The 20,434-nt window shown below is 41.6% G+C and carries 14 protein-coding genes; 12 read left to right on the top strand and 2 right to left on the bottom strand.

Annotated features, from left to right (window positions below; translation table 11 throughout):
• Positions 1 to 590: 590 nt before the first annotated feature.
• From NX903_RS02835 to NX903_RS02850, 4 genes are read left to right on the top strand one after another with little or no spacing between them, the layout of a single operon-like run.
• Entirely contained in the window at positions 591 to 1,160 is a 570-nt protein-coding gene (locus tag NX903_RS02835) for a restriction endonuclease subunit S (RefSeq protein WP_134983284.1), read from the top strand.
• Positions 1,161 to 1,180: 20 nt separating this feature from the next.
• Entirely contained in the window at positions 1,181 to 2,773 is a 1,593-nt protein-coding gene (locus tag NX903_RS02840; protein WP_134983283.1) for a type I restriction-modification system subunit M, read from the top strand.
• Positions 2,763 to 3,986: a restriction endonuclease subunit S gene (locus NX903_RS02845; protein ID WP_134983282.1), complete on the top strand. Its 1,224-nt coding sequence runs from the start codon at positions 2,763 to 2,765 to the stop codon at positions 3,984 to 3,986. The genes NX903_RS02840 and NX903_RS02845 overlap by 11 nt, the downstream gene beginning before the upstream one ends.
• A gap of 22 nt (positions 3,987 to 4,008) precedes the next feature.
• Positions 4,009 to 7,167 carry a type I restriction endonuclease subunit R gene (locus tag NX903_RS02850; protein ID WP_134983281.1) on the top strand — a complete coding sequence of 1,053 codons (3,159 nt, stop codon included), beginning with the start codon at positions 4,009 to 4,011 and terminating at the stop codon, positions 7,165 to 7,167.
• 116 nt (positions 7,168 to 7,283) lie between these two features.
• Here NX903_RS02850 and gutR read toward each other — a convergent pair whose 3' ends face one another.
• Positions 7,284 to 9,773, bottom strand: a complete 2,490-nt coding sequence (gene gutR / locus NX903_RS02855) for a glucitol operon transcriptional regulator GutR (protein ID WP_137200604.1) — start codon at positions 9,771 to 9,773, stop codon at positions 7,284 to 7,286.
• A gap of 201 nt (positions 9,774 to 9,974) precedes the next feature.
• Here gutR and gutB point away from each other — a divergent pair, with 201 nt between their 5' ends.
• The 7 genes from gutB (at position 9,975) to NX903_RS02890 (ending at position 17,294) form a co-directional block, all read left to right on the top strand.
• Positions 9,975 to 11,036, top strand: coding sequence for a sorbitol dehydrogenase (gene gutB, locus NX903_RS02860; RefSeq protein WP_033883877.1), 1,062 nt, complete (start codon positions 9,975 to 9,977; stop codon positions 11,034 to 11,036).
• A gap of 73 nt (positions 11,037 to 11,109) precedes the next feature.
• The gene (locus tag NX903_RS02865; protein ID WP_086344575.1) at positions 11,110 to 12,501 is read left to right on the top strand and encodes an MFS transporter; all 1,392 of its coding nucleotides are present in this window, start codon (positions 11,110 to 11,112) and stop codon (positions 12,499 to 12,501) included.
• 94 nt (positions 12,502 to 12,595) lie between these two features.
• The gene (locus tag NX903_RS02870; protein ID WP_086343524.1) at positions 12,596 to 13,558 is read left to right on the top strand and encodes a carbohydrate kinase family protein; all 963 of its coding nucleotides are present in this window, start codon (positions 12,596 to 12,598) and stop codon (positions 13,556 to 13,558) included.
• Between the two features lie 195 nt (positions 13,559 to 13,753).
• Complete coding sequence (locus NX903_RS02875; protein WP_072173431.1) at positions 13,754 to 14,437, top strand: PspA/IM30 family protein; 684 nt, start codon at positions 13,754 to 13,756, stop codon at positions 14,435 to 14,437.
• A gap of 65 nt (positions 14,438 to 14,502) precedes the next feature.
• Entirely contained in the window at positions 14,503 to 15,528 is a 1,026-nt protein-coding gene (locus NX903_RS02880) for a TFIIB-type zinc ribbon-containing protein (protein ID WP_015252671.1), read from the top strand.
• The gene (locus tag NX903_RS02885) at positions 15,528 to 16,292 is read left to right on the top strand and encodes a TPM domain-containing protein (RefSeq protein WP_086343525.1); all 765 of its coding nucleotides are present in this window, start codon (positions 15,528 to 15,530) and stop codon (positions 16,290 to 16,292) included. The genes NX903_RS02880 and NX903_RS02885 overlap by 1 nt, the downstream gene beginning before the upstream one ends.
• 30 nt (positions 16,293 to 16,322) lie before the next feature.
• A complete protein-coding gene (locus NX903_RS02890) occupies positions 16,323 to 17,294 on the top strand; it encodes an SPFH domain-containing protein (protein WP_003234032.1) in 972 nt (323 codons plus the stop codon).
• 46 nt (positions 17,295 to 17,340) lie between these two features.
• Here the strand turns inward: NX903_RS02890 and NX903_RS02895 are convergent, their stop codons facing one another.
• Entirely contained in the window at positions 17,341 to 18,372 is a 1,032-nt protein-coding gene (locus tag NX903_RS02895; protein WP_137200608.1) for a potassium channel family protein, read from the bottom strand.
• A 594-nt stretch (positions 18,373 to 18,966) separates the two neighbouring features.
• Here NX903_RS02895 and iolT point away from each other — a divergent pair.
• Positions 18,967 to 20,388, top strand: a complete 1,422-nt coding sequence (iolT, locus tag NX903_RS02900) for a myo-inositol transporter IolT (protein WP_086343527.1) — start codon at positions 18,967 to 18,969, stop codon at positions 20,386 to 20,388.
• Positions 20,389 to 20,434: the final 46 nt, after the last annotated feature.

Below are 20,434 nucleotides of genomic sequence, written 5' to 3' on the forward strand. Positions count from 1 at the left end.
GGAAGTGGGATAACTGCTCGGAATCACTCGGCACGTTTAAGCTACTTTTGTGACTTCACGGAAGCTCAAGCCTGTTAAAAAAGGTTGGGACAGTTGCAATGTTTTTGTTTGAACATGTATAAGCCTTTAAAAAAGAATTAAAAGCCGGCCGGAAGAAGGCCCTATGATAAATGAAGCTCCTCTTATATTAAAAGGAGCTTTCGTACGTTTTTATGAAATCCTCTCATATAAATCATCACAACATGTGGATATATGGGTGCAAAAATTAAAAAATGGTGAGATATCTATCAGGTGAAAAAAGGACATAAATAGGCGCAATGCATGGGGTGGAATGATGTAATCTGCCCTCCTAGGCCCTTGATATTTAGGGATTCAGAAGTTATTTTTACTCTAAGAAGACTTAAAATATCAGGGATTAGTGAGACCTTTCATACATTCGATGAATGTACGAGGGGTCTCTTTTTATTGGTTATGTGTAATTCGTAAAAATTACAAGACGAATTGTTGACTGGGTAGTTATAGAATGATATGATTTAAATTGCAATTAGATTAAGTAATTTTAAAGAAATACTTTTTGAAGAGGGCGGGATATGCGACTTGAAGAGATTGTAACAGTTAAAATAGGGAGAAACCTCTCTAGAGGACATGAGAAAAATGATCCGACATTAGTTGCTTATACATATGAGGATTTAATAAAGGATTTAGATGGCTCGTTTCTAGACTCACAAGTTAGTCCTGATGTTGAACAATCAAACCATAAAGAAAGCTATTTGAGCAGTGTCGGGGATGTTGTTTTCAGCTTTGTCAGTTCCAAGGCTGGGATCGTGAGTGACTTAAATCATGGGAAGATCATCAATCAAAACTTTGCAAAACTCATGATTGAACATATTGATTTGGATAGTCGATATTTATGTTATGCATTAAATGAGTCGCACGCAATGAAAAAGCAAATGGCAATTTCCATGCAAGGAAGCACTGTGCCAAAATTGACTCCTGCAATATTAAAAGAATTGGAGATCAAATTACCAAGTATTGAGAAACAACGGACGATTGGAAATGCTTATTTCTGTTTGAGAAAGCGTCAAGCTTTGGCGAAGAAACAAGCGGAACTTGAAGAGCAACTTTATTTAGAAGCATTGAAGAGATTAGACCAACAATAGAAAAAGTGAGGAACACAACTATGGCTGAATTACACTCAAAATTATTTAGTGCCGCAGACAACTTGCGAAGCAAAATGGATGCATCAGAATATAAAAACTACTTATTGGGATTGATCTTTTACAAATACTTGTCTGATAAGTTATTAGAAAAAGTCGTTGAAATCGCAGATGAATCTTTAGAAGAATACAACACACAAGAAAAACAAACGCAATTGTACCGGAATTTATTAGCGGATGAAGAGATCAAAAATGATTTGATTGAAACGTTAGTGGATACTTTGGGCTATGATATTGAGCCAGAGTATTTATTCAATGTATTAGCCAATCAAGCGAAACAAAACACATTCCAGCTGAATGACTTAAATAAAGCATTTATCGATTTGTCTACGAAATATGACCAATTCAACGGTCTTTTTGATGATGTGGATTTGACATCGAAAAAACTGGGATCGGATGATCAACAGCGAAACATCACGATTACTGAAGTATTGAAGAAACTAAATGATGTCAATGTAATCGGTCATGACGGAGATGTCATTGGGGATGCCTATGAGTACTTAATTGGTCAATTTGCCTCAGAAGCTGGTAAGAAAGCGGGAGAATTTTACACACCTCATCAAGTATCTGATATGATGGCGCGTATTGCCGCAATCGGTCAAGAAGACAAAAAATTATTTAGCGTATTTGACCCTACCATGGGATCAGGTTCCTTGATGTTGAATATTCGAAACTATATTAACTATCCTGAAAGTGTAAAGTATCATGGGCAAGAACTAAACACAACAACTTTTAATCTAGCGAAGATGAACTTAATTTTGCATGGTGTGAATAAAGAAGATATGCGGTTACGCAATGGGGATACATTGAACAAAGATTGGCCGACAGATGAGCCTTATACCTTTGATGCTGTTCTTATGAATCCGCCTTACTCTGCAAAATGGTCCGCAGATGCTACATTTTTAGATGATTCACGTTTCAATCGTTACGGGAAGTTAGCACCAAAATCAAAAGCCGACTTTGCTTTTCTTTTACATGGGTTCTACCATTTGAAAGATTCGGGAACAATGGCGATCGTCTTACCACATGGAGTTCTGTTCCGTGGAGCGGCGGAAGGTGTGATCCGTAAGAAATTATTGGAAGATGGCAGTATTGATGCCGTGATTGGTATGCCAGGTAACTTATTCTTTGGCACATCGATTCCAACAACAGTCATCATCTTGAAGAAAAATCGCAGTACTCGTGATGTGTTATTTATTGATGCAAGTAAAGAGTTTATAAAAGGAAAGAACCAAAATAAACTTTCTAAAGAACATATTGATAGGATTGTCGAAACGTATCAAAAACGAGAAGATGTCGCGAAATATGCCCACGTTGCAACATTCGATGAAATCAAAGAGAATGATTTCAATTTGAACATCCCTCGATACGTCGATACGTTTGAAGAAGAAGAACCTGTGGATATGGCTGCGATTGGTGCATCCATTAAAGACATTCGAAAAGAAAAAGAGGAACTAGAGACAAGCTTGTATGACATGATTTCTTCACTACAATATGATGAAGAAAATGCTGAATGGATCAAGGGTGCGTTAGAGGTGTTTAATCGTGGGAAATAAACGAACACCAGAGATTCGATTTTCAGGATTTACTGGAGAATGGGAACAGCGTCAGATAGGTAATCATGCAGAAATATTGACAGGTGGAACTCCAAAGACTCAAATTAAAGAATATTGGGAACCAAGTGAAATTCCATGGATGTCATCTGGTGAGGTTAATAAAAAACGTCTTTCATCAACGGACAACATGATTTCCTTTCTAGGATTCGAAAATTCAAGTGCTCGTTGGGTAAAAGAAAATTCTATTTTAATTGCATTAGCTGGCCAAGGGAAAACTCGGGGAACAGTGGCTATAAATGAGATACCACTAACAACGAATCAATCTATTGCAGCAATTGTTCCGAAGGAGGAACTTCACTACGAGTTTGTGTTTCAGAGTTTAGAAAAAAGATATGAGGAATTACGATTAATTTCATCTGGTGATGGAACCCGTGGAGGTCTTAACAAACAATTAGTTGCTGATGTAGTAATAATATCACCATCAATTGAAGAACAAATTAAAATTGGTGATTTGTTCAAACAACTAGACGACATAATCGCACTTCATCAGCAAGAACTAACCACCCTCAAACAAACAAAACAGGGATTCTTGCAAAAAATGTTTCCAAAAGAAGGGGAGTCTGTGCCGGAGGTTCGTTTCCCGGGATTTACTGGAGAGTGGGAACAGCGTAAGTTTAAAGACTTTATTTCGAAGGCTGGTAAGAAAAATACAATGGGTGAAAATTATCCAGCATATTCTGTAAGTAATAAAGTGGGACTAGTTAGCCAATCAGAACAATTTGATGGGAGTCGATTAGATAATCTTGATAAAACATCTTATAAGCTAGTTAATCCTAATGAATTCGCATACAATCCAGCTAGAATAAATGTTGGTTCCATAGCATTCAATGACCTCAATAAAACAGTAATTGTGAGCTCACTTTATGTAATATTAAAAATGAGTGAGGAATTGGATAATGAGTTTATTTTACAATTTATTAAATCGCAATTTTTTATTGATGAGGTAAGAAAAAATACGGAAGGAAGCGTAAGAGAGTATTTATTCTTTGAAAATTTTAAAAATATTAAGTTCCCTTACACTTCTAGCAAAGATGAGCAAACCAAAATCGGCACCTTCTTCAAACAACTAGACGACACGATCGCCCTTCACCAACGCGAATTAGATGCCTTACAAGAAACGAAAAAAGCTTTCCTACAAAAGATGTTTGTTTAACGAATAAAGGGGGGGGAGAAACATGACAACGATCCAGCATAAAGATGAAGCAGAGGTAGAGCGCCGCCTGATTGAAGTGTTAGGCGAAGGGTATAATCAGTGGAATTATCGTCCTGATTTAAAATCGGAAGCTGACTTGTGGGAGAACTTGCGGCAAAAGATTACACAAAATAACTTATCAGAAATTGGGGAACATCCAATGACTGATAAAGAATTCGATTCGATAAAGACAGAGTTGTTATCGAAAACACAGACACCCTTTGATGCTGCTAAATGGCTCAAAGGGGAAAATGGAATTGCTCGGATTACGATTGAACGTGAAGACGTTTCATTGGGTTCCATGTCATTGGTGCTGTATTCCAATCAAGATATTGGGGGCGGCATTTCTACATACGAAGTCGTTCATCAGATTGCGAAACAAAAGAGTCACGTTGATGGTCGTGACCGCCGATTTGACGTGACACTTCTCATTAATGGATTGCCCATTGTTCAAATTGAGTTAAAACAGGCCAGTGCAAAAGACGGTGTATTCCAAGCCTATCATCAAATTAAGAAATACGCAGAAGAAGGAATGTTTCGAAACAATATCTTTTCTACCTTGCAGTTATTTGTCATTTCTAACGAACAAACAACTCGTTATTTTGCCAACGCTTTGCCAAAAGATATCCATAAGAAATTCATCTTTAGCTGGCGGACAACGGATAATCGAAAAGTAGAAAATCTCTATGAGTTTGTGAAACAAGTGTTAAACATTCCAGATGCACACCGTTTGATTGCCAATTATACAATTGTGAGTGAAGACCAAGACAACAAAGCTCTAGTGGTGTTAAAACCGTATCAAATTCATGCCATAGAAGCCTTGTTTACATCCGCCATGAGGCATCAATCCGGCTTTGTTTGGCATGCGACCGGATCAGGAAAAACGTTGACAAGTTTTGTGTCTACCAAGTTATTGGCTCGCAAAGCAGGTGTAGACCGTACGATTATGCTGATTGACCGAAAAGACTTAGATAACCAAACAACGACAGAATTCACTAAATTTGCTTCCGAGTTTAATACCGGTATTTCTTCTGGTGATGCAATATCGAATAGCTTGATTGTCGGAACTGGAAGTGCGAAGGAGTTAAGTGATACTCTACTGTCTGATGCCAATTCCAATACAGTGATTATTACCACTCGTCAAAAACTAGAAGCTGCCTTGCGCTATGCCCAAAGGCAAGAGGAGCAAAAAGGTACTCAGCGCTTTAAGAAACTGCTGGGACAACATATTGTCTTTGTCGTGGATGAATGCCATCGTGCGTTAAGTGCAGAAGGCATGGAAGTCATTAAGGGGTTCTTTCCAAATTCGACTTGGTTTGGATTTACAGGGACACCGATATTTAATGAAAATAAAAAACAAGCGAAGGGCCGATTAGCTCGCACTACTCGTGATCAATATGGAGACGTTTTGCACACCTATACCATTAAGAATGCGTTAGACGATGGTGCTGTTTTAGGGTTTCAAGTAGAGCATGAAGATACAATTGACCCCACTTCATTAAATAATCATATTTTCGAACAGCTGCGTCATCAAGAAAAATACGCCAATTGTAGTGATGATGAAATCAACGATATGATTGATCGAATGGATGGAATCGAAAAAGAAGCATACCTTGAACCATCTTCGTTCGAGAATGATGAACATATTCAAAAAGTCATTCATAAGATTTTTAGGCCGGATAATGCCTATATTAAATTTGATTTTCAAAACGGCCGCCCGCAAAAATCAGCTATTTTAACAACAAGTTCCATTGATATGGCGAAACGTTACTATCAGGCAATTAAAGAAATGACGAAAGATCCAGATTGGTTAACAAAAGAGTTTGCGGGACACCCGATCCGAACAGGGCGTACAATTGAGGATCCTGATTTTCCTCGGATTGCAATTACGTATTCAATGCAAGAAAACGAGGAAGATTCCAAGCAAACTCAAGATGAAATGATGGAGATTATTAAGGATTATAACGGTTACTATCACACTGCTTGGTCGATAGAAGATATTGAACGATATAATGGTGATATTAACAATCGGTTAGCTCGTAAAAAAGGGGAATTTAAAGAATTTGGGAAACAAATTGACCTTGTCATTGTTGTCGATCGGTTATTGACTGGTTTTGATGCCCCAACGATTCAAACGTTATTTGTGGATCGGAATTTAAGTTATGCCAATTTGATTCAAGCCTTTTCCAGGACCAATCGTACGTATCCAGGAAAGACAAAAGGATTAATTGTCACATTCCGTAAACCTTTTACAATGGAACAAAACGTAAAGAATGCGACGAAGTTATATTCTCATGCACAAGAGGAATCTAGTCTTGTTTATCCAACGTATGATGAATCGAAGAAACGTTTTAAGAAGGCTCACAAAGCGCTAACTACATTAATTCCCAATCCAACCGATATTGATGAGAACACATCTCTTGAAACCCGAATTGAGTTCGTGAAAGCATTTCAAGAGCTAAACAATTCTTACGAAGCGTTAGTGACATATGATGACTACAACGATGATATGGAAAAATCAGCAGCACTTCAAGAACAGGTGGAAACACTAGAAGAATATATTGGTATCTATCACACGATTAAAGGTTCACTTATAGATGAAGAGGACCAAGATGGAGCGGAACCGGATTTTTCAGACATTGAGTTTTATGGAGAAAATGCAGTGAAGATCTATGATATTGATTCAACGTATATTGATCGACTATTAGAAACATACTCGGCCAATAACCAGAATATCCGTGATGAGATCGAAAGCGCACTTCAAAAACTTGAGAAATCAGACATTGTTAAAGATGTATACCGTGAGATGTTAAATGCCATTGATACGAAAAAAGTAGATGAAGAGGAAGATATTCTTGTAGTGAAAAGACGCTTCTTCACGAAAGAACGCAGCCAAGCAGTTAGGGAATTTGCGAATACTTGGTTTGTGGCAGAGGATGAACTGTATTTATCTGCAGTTCAATATGTGATAGGAGCAGATCCTATTCCGAATATCGGGGGAATTATCAATAGCAAGCAATTTGATCAGTATAAAGCCGTACACCCAGATGCAAAACCGTTGAAATACGGACCAGAGTTGAAGCGTCAGTGGAGAAAGATGTTAGATGAAGTCATTGTACCTTTGGATGGCGAGCTGAGATAAAGACATTTTGAATTAAAGGAATCTATATAACGAAAGGCCAACTGCGACTTGAGTTGGCCTATTCTGTTTATTATTAAAGAAACAGTGTAAGATTGCTGACAGAACTACTATGCGTATTAGTCGTTTTCTTTAGTCACCCTTGCCAATCGCTCCACCTCTCCCCGAATCCCAATCGCAGGCTCCCAAGAATCAATTAAACGAATCGCTTTTTGATTGAATTCCATCGCTTTCGTTTTCTCTCCTTTACTGTACAACAACTGTGCCATCCCATAATAATAATAGATCAGCTCAACCTGATTCGCGTTATGTTTGTCATAGAGCATTTGCTCAAAGGCTTCTTCCGCTTTCTCAAACTGGTCACACTTCACATAAGCAACACCCAAATTGAAATAGGCTTCTATCGTTTTTTCGCCGCCGTACGTGGAGCTGATCTCATTTGCCGCTTCGTATAGTTGAATGGCTTCTTCATCAAGGTCTCTCGCAAAGCTTAGGTCTCCGCGAACCAATAGAACCCTGTGTTGAATCGTAGGGGAAATCGGTTGATCTTCGATTTTGTTTAAAATGGTCATTGCTTTTTCCTGTTGCCCGGCTTTTAAAAACAGCCTTGCTTTGAGTGCATGTCCCCAAACCTTTAGATCATAGGCATCGTGAGCGTCTGATTGTTCCAGAATCCTCAGCCCGGCTTCAATTTGCTGTAAGGCCCTGTCTAAATCATTGACTTCCATCAGAGCCCAGCCTGCTGTGTCGATTCGGAAGAACGCTTCTCGTGTGTGTTGGCCTAATTGATGGGCGGCGTCGGCGGCTTTGCGCCCGTATTCGATTCGCAGGGGCAGGTTGATTCTGCTTAGAAAATGGCTGATGCGGGTGATGAGTTCGATTAGGATTTCTTTTTGATCGGTTTCACTTGCCCATTGGATGACCTTTAAGATGTTTGGCCATTCTTGTTTCATTTGATCTAAGTTCCGTCCCAGCAGGTAGCTCCAATAGATAGAGTTGGGCTGTTCCCGCTTTAAATGGGTTTCGGCATAATCAATATAATAGTGAGCCCAGCGATTGCGGGCTTCTTTTTCATATTCGTGCTGTTCGGACAAGTGCTGTTCTCCGTAAGCGACAACGGTTTGGTGCGCTAAGTATTGTGTCCTGCCTTGGCTTCGTTCCGGCTGAATCAGCGCATATGACCGCATTTGCTCCATAGCGTAATGAAAACGGCGGGCGTCTAATCCGGCTGCTGCCGCCAGGCTTTTTTCATCAGGCGGCTTGCTGAAAAAGCAAAGCGTCTGCCATAGCTTTCGCGTATCTTCATTGCATCTATCCCAAGTGCGGCCAAAGAGGAATTCAAACAATTCCAGCAGTGAGTAGCCTGCTTTTCCAAGCTCATGAATCAGCTGCTGAGCGGGGATGTCATCGTCTGACATATAGGCAATGCTGAGTGCCATGGCTTTCGGGTTTCCGGCAGTCGCTGAAATGAATTCGTTTTTCAGGTCAGATGATAGATGTAACAGCTGCTCCAGCTTTTCCCGTTTATTTTGAATGTTGCATGTTTGTAAGCATCGGTGCACTTCTTGCTGAAAAAAATCCAAGGCATCTGTTTGCTCAAGGCCGCTCAGCTGAATAGCTGTCATTTCTCCGAAGCTTTCCCGATAGGTTTGCTTTACGTTTTCCCGCGCTGTGAGGAGAACTTTCACGCCTTGCGGAAGGCTGGTGATAAATTCATGAATGTCACGTTCTGCAGTATCAATGCTGTCAACGATCAGCAGGATCGGTTTTTCTCTAGTGTAATTAGCTAACGCATTGCGGACGACGAATCGTTTTTCATTGATTGATTTATCGATTTGTTCTGTGCGTCCGAGCTGATAGGCGATCGTATTTAAAAAATCGCTAAAGCTCAATCCTTTCCAATCAGCGCTGACCCAAATGATACTGTTGAACGTCGGCCAATCTGAAGTATCGCCGACACAGGAATAGGCGGCTTCAAGAGCGATTGTGGTTTTACCCATACCAGCCCAGCCGGTGATTAAACAGACTGGTGACGGAGAAAGCATCCATTGCCGTATCGCTTCCATATCAAAGCTGCGTCCGATAAAGCGTCCGGACCAGCGTGAGGGTAAATTATGCGTGATAGGCTGTTCTGTAAGCGCATTCGTTTCATGGCCGGGTCTGTCATGAAACAGCCGTTTTACTACATTTTCAATTTCGTCTTCACTCGGAGCCCCAAATAATCCGTCTTTTCGCAGTATTTTCGCTTTTTTCAAACAAGATGCTGCCCATACAGGCAATGCGGGTTTGATGACTGGGATAGTGGTGGCTTCCAGCAAGTCGGTCAACCAATCGATATCGAAGTCGGTCTTTTCGAGAATGATCCAGATCATTCCGAACAGTTTTCCGTCGTCAATTCTTCCGGGAATGTAGTTTGCCCCCATCTGTCCGATCCAGCTTTTGATCGTGTTTGGGGAGACTCCCAGCTGGAGTGCGATTTTATCTATGTAAGACTGTCCTGTTTTTTCATTCTTTTTCCTTCTGACTTTATAATCAGGATGAAGTTTTAGCGTTTTGACGCCAGGTGCCAGCAGTTGTGCAAATTGTTTTCGGTTTTCAAGTTCAGCCATAAGCCTGCACCTCCTATTAGTACTATTTTATCAATCCAGCGTTTTTTGTATATGAAAAAATAAAAGTACAGTGCCGCTGTCCTTTTATACAGCAGAAAAGGCTGTTGAACGTCTTGAAAAGCAGATAAAATGGGGGCAGTAACAGAGAAAATAAAAATGTATGCACTTACATTTTATTTTCTAAAGAAAGGAATTTGCCAAATGACTCACACAGTACCTCAGAACATGAAAGCGGCTGTTATGCACAATACAAGAGAAATCAAAATCGAAACAGTGCCTGTGCCTGACATCAATCATGATGAAGTGTTGATTAAGGTGATGGCTGTCGGAATTTGCGGATCAGATCTGCATTACTATACAAATGGCCGAATAGGCAACTATGTAGTGGAAAAACCATTTATCCTTGGGCATGAATGTGCGGGAGAGATTGCCGCTGTCGGATCAGCTGTCGATCAATTTAAAGTGGGAGACCGCGTCGCTGTAGAGCCGGGTGTTACGTGCGGACGCTGTGAGGCGTGCAAAGAAGGACGCTATAATCTTTGCCCGGATGTACAGTTTTTGGCTACACCGCCGGTAGACGGTGCGTTTGTCCAATATATTAAAATGCGTCAGGACTTTGTTTTTTTAATCCCAGACTCACTTTCTTATGAAGATGCTGCTTTGATCGAGCCGTTTTCTGTCGGCATCCATGCGGCGGCCAGAACGAAGCTACAGCCCGGATCAACGATTGCGATTATGGGGATGGGCCCTGTTGGGTTAATGGCTGTTGCCGCAGCTAAAGCATTTGGGGCAGGCACAATCATTGTCACCGACTTAGAGCCGCTGCGGTTAGAAGCTGCGAAAAAAATGGGAGCGACTCACATTATTAATATACGTGAACAGGATGCACTTGAAGAGATTAAAACGATCACGAATGATAGAGGCGTTGATGTTGCTTGGGAAACAGCAGGGAATCCAGCGGCATTGCAATCCGCACTGGCTTCTGTGCGCCGGGGCGGAAAATTGGCGATTGTCGGTTTGCCTTCACAGAACGAGATTCCGCTCAACGTGCCGTTTATTGCGGATAATGAGATTGATATTTACGGGATCTTCCGTTATGCCAATACGTATCCAAAGGGAATCGAATTTCTTGCTTCAGGCATTGTGGACACGAAGCATCTAGTAACGGACCAATATTCGCTGGAGCAGACGCAAGATGCGATGGAGCGGGCGCTTCAATTTAAGAATGAATGTTTAAAAGTGATGGTGTATCCAAATCGCTGAGTGAACAGGGAGGATCTTCGTATTCTCCCTCTTGTTTACTGGAAATGAAAACGGATTCTTGGGGTGGGAAATGATGATTGAAACAGAAAAAGTAACGGCAATGAAAGTGAAGCATCAGTCAAAATCCAGTACCGGACTGTCCTGGTTTGAACGAATCGGTTATGGATTCGGCGATATGTCGTATAATATTATCTTTCAGTTTGTAAACGCATACTTATTATTTTATTATACAGACGTTGGCGGCATTCAGCCTGCGGTGATCGCAACTTTGTTTCTTGTTGTGCGTGTGCTGGATGCTATTTTTGACCCGATCATGGGATTGATTTTAGATAAAACAAATACAAGGTGGGGAAAAGCAAGGCCATATTTGCTGTGGGTGGCATTTCCTTTTGCGCTATTCACATTCTTATGTTTCACGACGCCTCATTTCGGTGAGACCGGAAATATGGTATATGCGTATGTCACCTATATTCTGCTTGGGATGTCCTTTAGTATGCAAACGATCCCGGTGAACAGCTTAACGGGGCGGATGACGAATTCTGTGGAGGAACGAACGGTTCTGACCACAACCCGGATGATTTTGGTGTATATCGGCATTCTTTTATCCATTTCCTGTGCGACACCGCTTGCAACTGCTATCGGAGGAGAGGATCAGGCGTTTGGATTTCAGATGACGGCGCTCATCTACGCGGCGGTCAGCATTGTTTTGAATCTATTCAGTTTCTTTACTGTCAGGGAGCGGATTCAGCCTAAAAAGAGAAAAAAACAAGGGATCAAAAAGACGTTATCCGTTTTATTCCAAAACAAACCCTTGCTCATGTTAATTTCATCATTTTTGGCTTTTGCGATCGGGTTTAATATTAAGCTCAGCACGATGGTGTATTATTTTACGTATAACGTAAACCATAAAGAGTTCGTGTTTATGGGCACCGTTTTATTTTTCGGGGCAGCGCTGATCAGCAATTTGTTTATTCCTTTCTTTTCTGAGAAGTGGGGCAGAAAACAAGTCATGATTATCACGGCAGCTCTATCGCTTATTTCTTATGCAGGCCTGCATTTTACGCCGTATTCTTCAATTCCACTCATTTTCATTTGGCTTTTCGCTTCGGGATTTTTCACAACGCCTTTAAATACGCTTGCTTGGGGAATGGTTGCGGATTGTGTCGATTATGCGGAATGGAAAACCGGAATTCGCGCGGATGGTGTGGTGATTTCGAGCATGAGCTTTATTAATAAGCTGGGTGTTGCGTTAGCCGGGTCATTTTCGGCCATTTACTTAGGAATCGCCGGGTATGTGGCGAATACAGACCAGACAGTTGGGTCGTTGAATGCGATTAAAAATATGAATGCTTTGATTCCGGGATTTTTCATTTTGCTTTCTATTATTCTTATTGCCTTCTATCCTTTAACGGAAAAAAGATATAAACACATCATCTCTGAGCTGGAGCAAAGGTCTGCGAGATAAATATATGTAAAATTTTTAATATTCAATGTTGTATTTATGGCAGAAAGTAATATACTGAGACTGTAATCTAGACTTTATAAATGAGTGTGATAATATGCGTAGTCATTCTGTAGTTTGTATTGGGGAATTGTTGATTGATTTCTTTTGTACCGATGTTGACGTTGATTTAATGGAAGGGCGCCAATTCCTGAAAAGTGCCGGCGGGGCACCGGCGAATGTGTCAGCAGCGATTGCCAAGCTGGGCGGAGACGCCGCTTTCAGCGGAAAAGTAGGAAAGGATCCGTTTGGGTATTTTCTGAAGCGAACATTGGACGCTGTACATGTCGATACCTCTATGCTGGTGATGGATGAGAAAGCGCCTACAACGCTTGCTTTTGTTTCATTAAAACAAAATGGAGAGCGTGACTTTGTTTTTAATAGAGGCGCGGACGCTTTGTTTACGCTGGAGGATATTGACCAGGAAAAACTAAACGAAGCGAAAATCCTTCATTTCGGCTCTGCGACGGCACTGTTATCAGATCCATTTTGCTCAGCCTATTTACGGCTGATGTCGATTGCGAAAGACAATGGACAGTTTATTTCGTTTGACCCTAACTACCGTGAAGATTTATGGAGGGGAAGAGTCTCAGAGTTTGTAAGTGTTGCGAAAAAAGCGATCGCTGTAAGTGATTTTGTGAAAGTCAGTGACGAGGAACTTGAGATTATCAGCGGTGTGAAGGATCATGAAAAGGGTGTTGCGATCCTTCATGAGATCGGAGCCAACATTGTCGCTGTGACACTTGGGAAAAGCGGAACGCTTCTTTCCAATGGAAAAGACCGTGAAATCATTCCAAGCATTCCGGTGACATCAATTGACTCAACAGGGGCGGGAGATGCTTTTGTCGGTGCGGCTTTATATCAATTGGCAAACACGGATCAGATTCAATCTGTAGATGCTGATTTTGTGAAACTGCGTGAGATTGTGGCGTTTGCCAATAAGGTCGGAGCTCTTGTGTGCACTAAAATTGGAGCGATTGATGCACTGCCGAGCTTGGATGAGATCGAAGTTTCTTTGTAAATCATTGAAGATGTTTCTTGAAAGTCTTTGGACTTTTGGGGGCATCTTTTTTTATTGCTTACATTTTTGTTCAGGTAAAAAGTTGTATATTTTTTGTTTGAAATGTCATTTTTTATTAAAAAAGTGAAACTTTTAACGATAATAAATAGTATATGTAACAAGGGTTACCGAATTAGCTTTAGGAGGAACGATATAATGAGTATAATTGGAAGATTTAAAGATATTATGTCTGCGAATATCAATGCTTTATTGGACAAGGCTGAAAATCCGGAGAAAATGGTAGATCAATATTTAAGAAATATGAATAGCGATTTGGCTAAGGTTAAGGCAGAAACAGCAGCTGTTATGGCCGAGGAGCAGAGAGCAAAAAGAGAATATCACGAATGCCAGGCGGATATGGAAAAGATGGAAAGCTATGCAATGAAGGCGCTGCAAGCCGGGAATGAGAGCGATGCGAGAAAATTTCTTGAAAGAAAAACATCTTTGGAGTCAAAGCTTTCTGAGCTGCAGGCGGCGAATCAAATTGCTGCAACCAATGCCGCACAGATGAGAAAGATGCATGACAAATTGGTATCTGACATTGGAGAGCTGGAAGCACGTAAAAATATGATCAAGGCGAAGTGGGCAGTAGCGAAAACGCAAGAAAGAATGAACAAACTGGGCGCTTCTGTTTCAAGTACAAGCCAATCAATGTCTGCATTCGGCCGAATGGAGGACAAAGTAAATAAGGCACTTGATCAGGCCAATGCAATGGCTGAACTGAACAGCGCTCCGCAGGATGATATGGCTGATCTGACTGCAAAGTATGACACTGGCGGTTCAAGCCAGGTTGATGATGAACTTGCGGCGTTAAAAGCGAAAATGATGCTCGATAAGTAATACATAGGAGGCCGCAGCTCTCGGCTGCGGCGTCATTTTATCATAAGATGTGAGAGGGAACGGTAATGATAATATCTTATAAGTGTCCGAACTGCGGCAGTGATATGGCATTTGATAGTGAAACCGGCTCGTTATCCTGCAGCAGCTGCGGAAGACAGGACAATATTGAAAGCCTTCCGAAAGAAAACATTGCGGCACGGTTTTCTGATGATGAAGCAAAAGAATATCAATGTGAAAACTGCGGTGCCATTTTGATCACGGAAGCTGAAACGACAGCAACGACGTGCAGCTTCTGCGGGGGTGCTGCAATACTTGCAGATCGTTTATCGGGACATTTGGCACCGGCGAAAGTCATCCCATTTACAATCAGCAAGCAAGAAGCCGAGCAGGCATTTCGAAAGTGGTGCAAAAAAGGCCTTCTGACACCAAGAGGTTTCATGTCTGCCGATCGCATTAAAAGCATCACCGGCATGTATATTCCGTTTTGGATGTTTGATTTAAATAGTGAAGTACAGGTGAGAGCAAACTGTACCAGAGTCCATCAATATGAAGAAGGGGATTATATTTGCACGGAAACAGAGCACTTTGAAGCGTTTCGTGATATCAATCTCGATTATTTGAAAATCCCTGTCGATGCCTCTGAAAAAATGAAAGACGAATTAATGGACAAATTGGAGCCTTATTCATACGAAGAGCTGAAGGACTTTCAAACGGCATATTTGGCCGGTTATATTGCGGAAAAGTACAATTATACCGATGAGGAGCTTTTTCCAAGGGCAAAAGAGAAAATAAGCAGTTATATAGATTCATACATCCATTCTACTTTTTCCGGATATACGTCAGTCAATGTGAGGGACAAACATATTCACACGAAAAACGTGAACAGCTTTTACGTTTTGCTTCCCGTTTGGATGGTCAGTTACGATTATGAAAGAGCGGAGCATATCTTTGCGATGAACGGGCAAACAGGAAAGGTTGTTGGAAAGCCGCCGATCAGTCGAGGAAAAGTGGCGGCATGGTTTAGCGGAATAGCAGGCGGGACATTTCTTGCGTTGAAGCTCGTCTCATTGATGATGGGAGGCGGATTTTGATGCGGGGATTTTTAGGGAAAGCGATCTTTGGTGTGCTGGCTGTCTTCATCATGATGCCTTTACTGGGTATCGAAGCGGCAAGAGCCTCTGAATCGCAGCAGCATGTGTACGATCGCGCTCATCTATTGTCAAAAGCGGAGATCGGAAAACTTGAATCTCTCTCGGCAGAGCTGGGTGCAAAGAGGGACACTGATTTCATCATTATTACGACCAAAAGCACAAACGGTGAAGATATTGCTGACTATACCGGCGATTTTTATGATCGTTACGGAAAAGGCAGTACAGCCATTCTGACCATTGATATGACAAACAGAGAAGTGTTTATCGCAGGCTTCAAAAAAGCCGAACAGTATTTGGACAACAGCAGGCTCAATAGCATCAGAAATACGATTTCATCTGATTTATCCAATGAAAATTATTTTAAAGCTTTTGAGACATATATTCAGCTTTCCTATAAAGATATGGGCATAAAACCGGGAGTAAACCCCGACAACATATTCTTTACATGGTGGTTTCAGCTGATTGCTGCCATCGCAGTCGGGGGAATTGCGGTTTCAATCATGCTTTATCATGCAGGCGGCAAAGTAACGGTTAATGGAAATACATATATGGATCAGCGTACGTCTGATGTGATTGATCAATACGACACTTATATTAGAACGACTGTAACAAGAGAAAGAAAACCATCAGATAAAGACAGCGGCAGCGATGGCGGTGTTACGAAAGGCGGTACGTCATACAGTGGGAGCCGGGGCAGTTTTTAAATGTAAGAAATAGAGAAAGGGAGAGGCGTAATGTCGTTTTTCAGAAATCAATTAGCGAATGTAGTAGAGTGGGAAGAATTTAGAGATGATATGATTTTTTATAAATGGAACAATCGTGAAATCAAAAAAGGGAGCCGTTTAATCATTCGTCCCGGACAGGATGCTGTCTTTTTGAACAATGGGCGGGTTGAAGGAGTCTTTCAAGATGATGGCGATTATGATATTGAATCAGAAATTATTCCATTCCTTTCAACGTTAAAGGGCTTTAAGTTTGGCTTTAACAGCGGCATGCGAGCTGAGGTGCTGTTTGTCAATACGAAGGAATTTACCGTAAGATGGGGAACAAAACAGGCGATAAATATTCCGGCAGCGGGAATGCCAGGCGGGATGCCCATTCGCGCAAACGGCACATTTAATTTCAAGGTGCAGGACTATATCAGCCTGATTGATAAAATCGCTGGCGTGAAAGATCAATATTTTGTAGAGGATATTAAAACCCGTATCATTTCTATTCTGGATCAGCTTCTCATGAAGTGGATCACAAGAGAAGGGAAAGATATGTTTAATCTTCAAGCAAACGCTTTTGATATTGCCAAGGGAATTCAAGAGGACTTAGATATGCAATTAATAAGCGACGGGATGACGGTCACTGGTTTTCAAATCATGAGCTTTAATTATCCTCAAGAGGTTCAAGATATGATTACAAAGAACGCTTCCTACGGTATGGTTGGGGATGTGAACAGATACCAGCAAATATCAATGACGGATGGAATGGCATCCGGAAAGATGAGCGGAGGCGGAGCGGCTTCGGATATGGCTGGAATGATGATGGGAATGAATATGGCCAATCAGATGATGAACCAAATGAATCAAAATCAGCAGGCACAGTCATCAGGCCCACAGTCAACTGGCAGCGGAAGCAAACCGAATTTCTGTCCAAACTGCGGAACAAAAACGGGCGAAGCCAATTTTTGTCCGAATTGCGGCCAGAAGCTTGTGTAAGACTCATACAGTGAAAAGTCCGGAGTGATCAGCGCTCGGGACTTTTTTATTTAGAAGAATAAGCGTTACCGTTACCTATTGCTTGCTCCTGAACAGGCCATTTTCGAGCCCCCGCTTGGATAATTCCCAGCAGCAATTGACGACGTTCCTTTATTGAATTGACGGCAATTTGAAATGTTTGCTTTGATAAAGCCGGTATGCCTGATTGTTGAAGCTTTGAGATGTCTGGTTCCGGCGGCGCTTGTTCTGCAGGATGGATATAGGCAGTATGAACGGTATCTAGATAGTTTTTGATACTTGAGCGCGCTTCTTTGATATGAAGCTGATTCGGCTGATATTGTTCAGGAATTCCGTATTTGAAAATGGTTAGAGCCTCATCCAATACAGCAACAGCTATAATGGATGATTCCTGATGCTGCGTGCTGTGGTAAAAATGAAGGATGGGGAAGGCGTTATGCTGAGCGGTCAGCTTTCCCAGTTCTGATGAGGCAGCGATAAGAAGAAAATCAATGTCGTGAAAATCTTTGCCATTCCATGCATTATGGACGATTTCTGTTCCGTCATGCCCTAGACTTAATACACTTTGGGCAAAGGAGCGTTTTTGATTAACCGCACTCAAGACGGAAATCAAATACGTGACAGAAAACGTGATGGTAAGCAGTCCTTGAGCTGTTTCAATAATCGTGACAAGCTTCCATAGGCCTCCGTTCGGAGCGAGGTCGCCATTTCCTAATGTAAACATGACATAGCCGGAAAAATAAATTCGGTCTGACCAGGAAGCCGGTTCTTTTGATTGAGTTTCCATAAGTGAGTGAGGGTCACTCGAGTAAATCAAAACCCACCCGCTCCAAAATAGACTGATCCATATCACTAACGTCAGGCATAACAGCAGAGGACCAGCCATACTTAGAACCTTTGCGTGGTCACCGCTGATTTTGCGGCAGCCCTTCCACAGCCAGGCAGACAGGCATCTTGTGATCGGGCCGGCACCGCTCTCTAACCATAACGTGGTCCATAAAAAATCAATCATCCCCGCTGTCAATAATAAAAGGCCTGCAATGATATAACCCTCATTCATTTTGGTTGCCTCCCTTAAGTCAGCCTTCATTTATTTTCTTCTCTATTTCCTTTTATCCTGAGTCTGAAACAATTGAACGAATGTTTGATTTTACAGAGAAAAATGGGTGAAGTTACCCAACACTTACTCATTTATCGATATGAATAGAAAATCACAGGATTTTTGACTTGATTCACACATTTTCATGAAGAAAAACGTTCATTTTCCCCTTGAATTGGTGATTTTCCTTTTATAGAGTAAAAAATTTTCAGAAATTTATATTGACTGAAAGCATTTTTATAATTATGATAATATCAGATGTAACAAAAATATCACTATCATATCACTACAATTGAACTATCAAGTGACTATTAAATGCCAAATTTACAAGGTTATGCACAAAGAAATGACCATTGTTCTTTTAGTGAGAAATGAAATCGCTTCCATCAGGACTGACATGCTAAGAAGAAGGGAAGGTTATGAGGTTGTTATGAGGTTATTGGATAAAAACATGAACAACTATTTTCTGAAGCCTGCTTACGAAATGTGAGGAAGGCAGCAGCCCTGGAATGAGTTTTTGACATACGCATTTTGAAAAAGACTGGGGGAAACAGTATGAATAAACAAGGCAATCAAATGTCATTTTTACGTACAATTATTTTAGTCTCCACTTTCGGCGGGCTTCTTTTTGGCTATGATACCGGTGTGCTTAATGGAGCTTTGCCGTATATGGGAGAGCCGGATCAGCTTAATCTCAATGCCTTCACAGAGGGTCTTGTCACCAGTTCACTTCTTTTTGGAGCGGCACTGGGTGCTGTGTTTGGCGGCAGGATGTCTGATTTTAACGGCCGCCGCAAAAATATTTTGTTCCTCGCTGTTATATTTTTTATTTCAACGATCGGGTGTACGTTTGCACCAAATGTTACGGTCATGATTATTTCCCGTTTTGTGCTCGGTATTGCGGTTGGGGGTGCATCCGTAACGGTGCCTGCCTATTTAGCAGAGATGTCTCCTGTGGAAAGCAGGGGACGGATGGTGACGCAGAACGAATTGATGATTGTATCAGGACAGCTTTTGGCCTTTGTTTTTAATGCGATCCTTGGAACAACAATGGGAGACAACTCCCATGTGTGGAGGTTTATGCTGGTCATTGCGTCACTTCCAGCCTTGTTCCTGTTTTTCGGCATGATCAGAATGCCCGAGAGTCCCCGCTGGCTTGTTTCTAAAGGAAGAAAAGAAGATGCTTTACGTGTATTGAAAAAAATCAGGGATGAAAAACGGGCAGCAGCTGAGCTGCAAGAAATTGAATTCGCTTTCAAAAAAGAAGATCAGCTTGAAAAAGCGACGTTTAAAGATCTTTCAGTCCCATGGGTGCGGCGTATTGTGTTTATTGGATTAGGGATTGCGATTGTACAGCAAATTACAGGTGTGAATTCGATTATGTATTATGGGACTGAAATTCTAAGAAATTCTGGTTTCCAAACGGAAGCCGCTTTAATCGGAAATATTGCGAATGGTGTGATTTCGGTATTGGCAACATTCGTCGGAATCTGGCTGCTGGGAAGAGTGGGGCGCCGGCCGATGCTGATGACAGGCTTGATCGGTACGACAACAGCGTTATTGCTAATCGGGATATTCTCACTTGTACTTGAAGGATCACCGGCACTTCCGTATGTAGTCCTGTCATTAACGGTCACATTTCTTGCTTTTCAGCAGGGCGCCATTTCACCAGTGACTTGGCTGATGCTATCTGAAATTTTCCCGCTTCGCCTTCGCGGACTGGGAATGGGTGTTACGGTATTCTGTCTGTGGATGGTGAATTTTGCAGTCAGTTTCACGTTTCCAATATTGCTGGCAGCCATCGGGCTGTCCACAACGTTCTTTATCTTCGTTGGATTAGGAATTTGCTCTGTCTTGTTTGTGAAGAGGTTTTTGCCGGAAACGAAAGGGCTTTCGCTTGAGCAGCTGGAGGAAAACTTCCGGGCTTATGATCACGGCGGGGCAAAGAAGGATTCTGGGACTGAAGTGATTGGATAATTAAAAAAAGAATCCGCACCTGAGTGCGGATTCTTTTTGGTTTCAA

It is taken from the genome of Bacillus sp. FSL R5-0576, from assembly GCF_038004765.1.
Taxonomy (GTDB): Bacteria; Bacillota; Bacilli; order Bacillales; family Bacillaceae; genus Bacillus; species Bacillus subtilis.

Excerpts from the sequence above, each read along its gene's own strand:
- NX903_RS02835 (WP_134983284.1), top strand. The coding sequence starts at position 591 with ATGCGACTTGAAGAGATTGTAACAGTTAAAATAGGGAGAAACCTCTCT.
- NX903_RS02840 (WP_134983283.1), top strand. The coding sequence starts at position 1,181 with ATGGCTGAATTACACTCAAAATTATTTAGTGCCGCAGACAACTTGCGA.
- NX903_RS02850 (WP_134983281.1), top strand. The coding sequence starts at position 4,009 with ATGACAACGATCCAGCATAAAGATGAAGCAGAGGTAGAGCGCCGCCTG.
- gutR (WP_137200604.1), bottom strand. The coding sequence starts at position 9,773 with ATGGCTGAACTTGAAAACCGAAAACAATTTGCACAACTGCTGGCACCT.
- gutB (WP_033883877.1), top strand. The coding sequence starts at position 9,975 with ATGACTCACACAGTACCTCAGAACATGAAAGCGGCTGTTATGCACAAT.
- NX903_RS02865 (WP_086344575.1), top strand. The coding sequence starts at position 11,110 with ATGATTGAAACAGAAAAAGTAACGGCAATGAAAGTGAAGCATCAGTCA.
- NX903_RS02870 (WP_086343524.1), top strand. The coding sequence starts at position 12,596 with ATGCGTAGTCATTCTGTAGTTTGTATTGGGGAATTGTTGATTGATTTC.
- NX903_RS02875 (WP_072173431.1), top strand. The coding sequence starts at position 13,754 with ATGAGTATAATTGGAAGATTTAAAGATATTATGTCTGCGAATATCAAT.
- NX903_RS02880 (WP_015252671.1), top strand. The coding sequence starts at position 14,503 with ATGATAATATCTTATAAGTGTCCGAACTGCGGCAGTGATATGGCATTT.
- NX903_RS02885 (WP_086343525.1), top strand. The coding sequence starts at position 15,528 with ATGCGGGGATTTTTAGGGAAAGCGATCTTTGGTGTGCTGGCTGTCTTC.
- NX903_RS02890 (WP_003234032.1), top strand. The coding sequence starts at position 16,323 with ATGTCGTTTTTCAGAAATCAATTAGCGAATGTAGTAGAGTGGGAAGAA.
- NX903_RS02895 (WP_137200608.1), bottom strand. The coding sequence starts at position 18,372 with ATGAATGAGGGTTATATCATTGCAGGCCTTTTATTATTGACAGCGGGG.
- iolT (WP_086343527.1), top strand. The coding sequence starts at position 18,967 with ATGAATAAACAAGGCAATCAAATGTCATTTTTACGTACAATTATTTTA.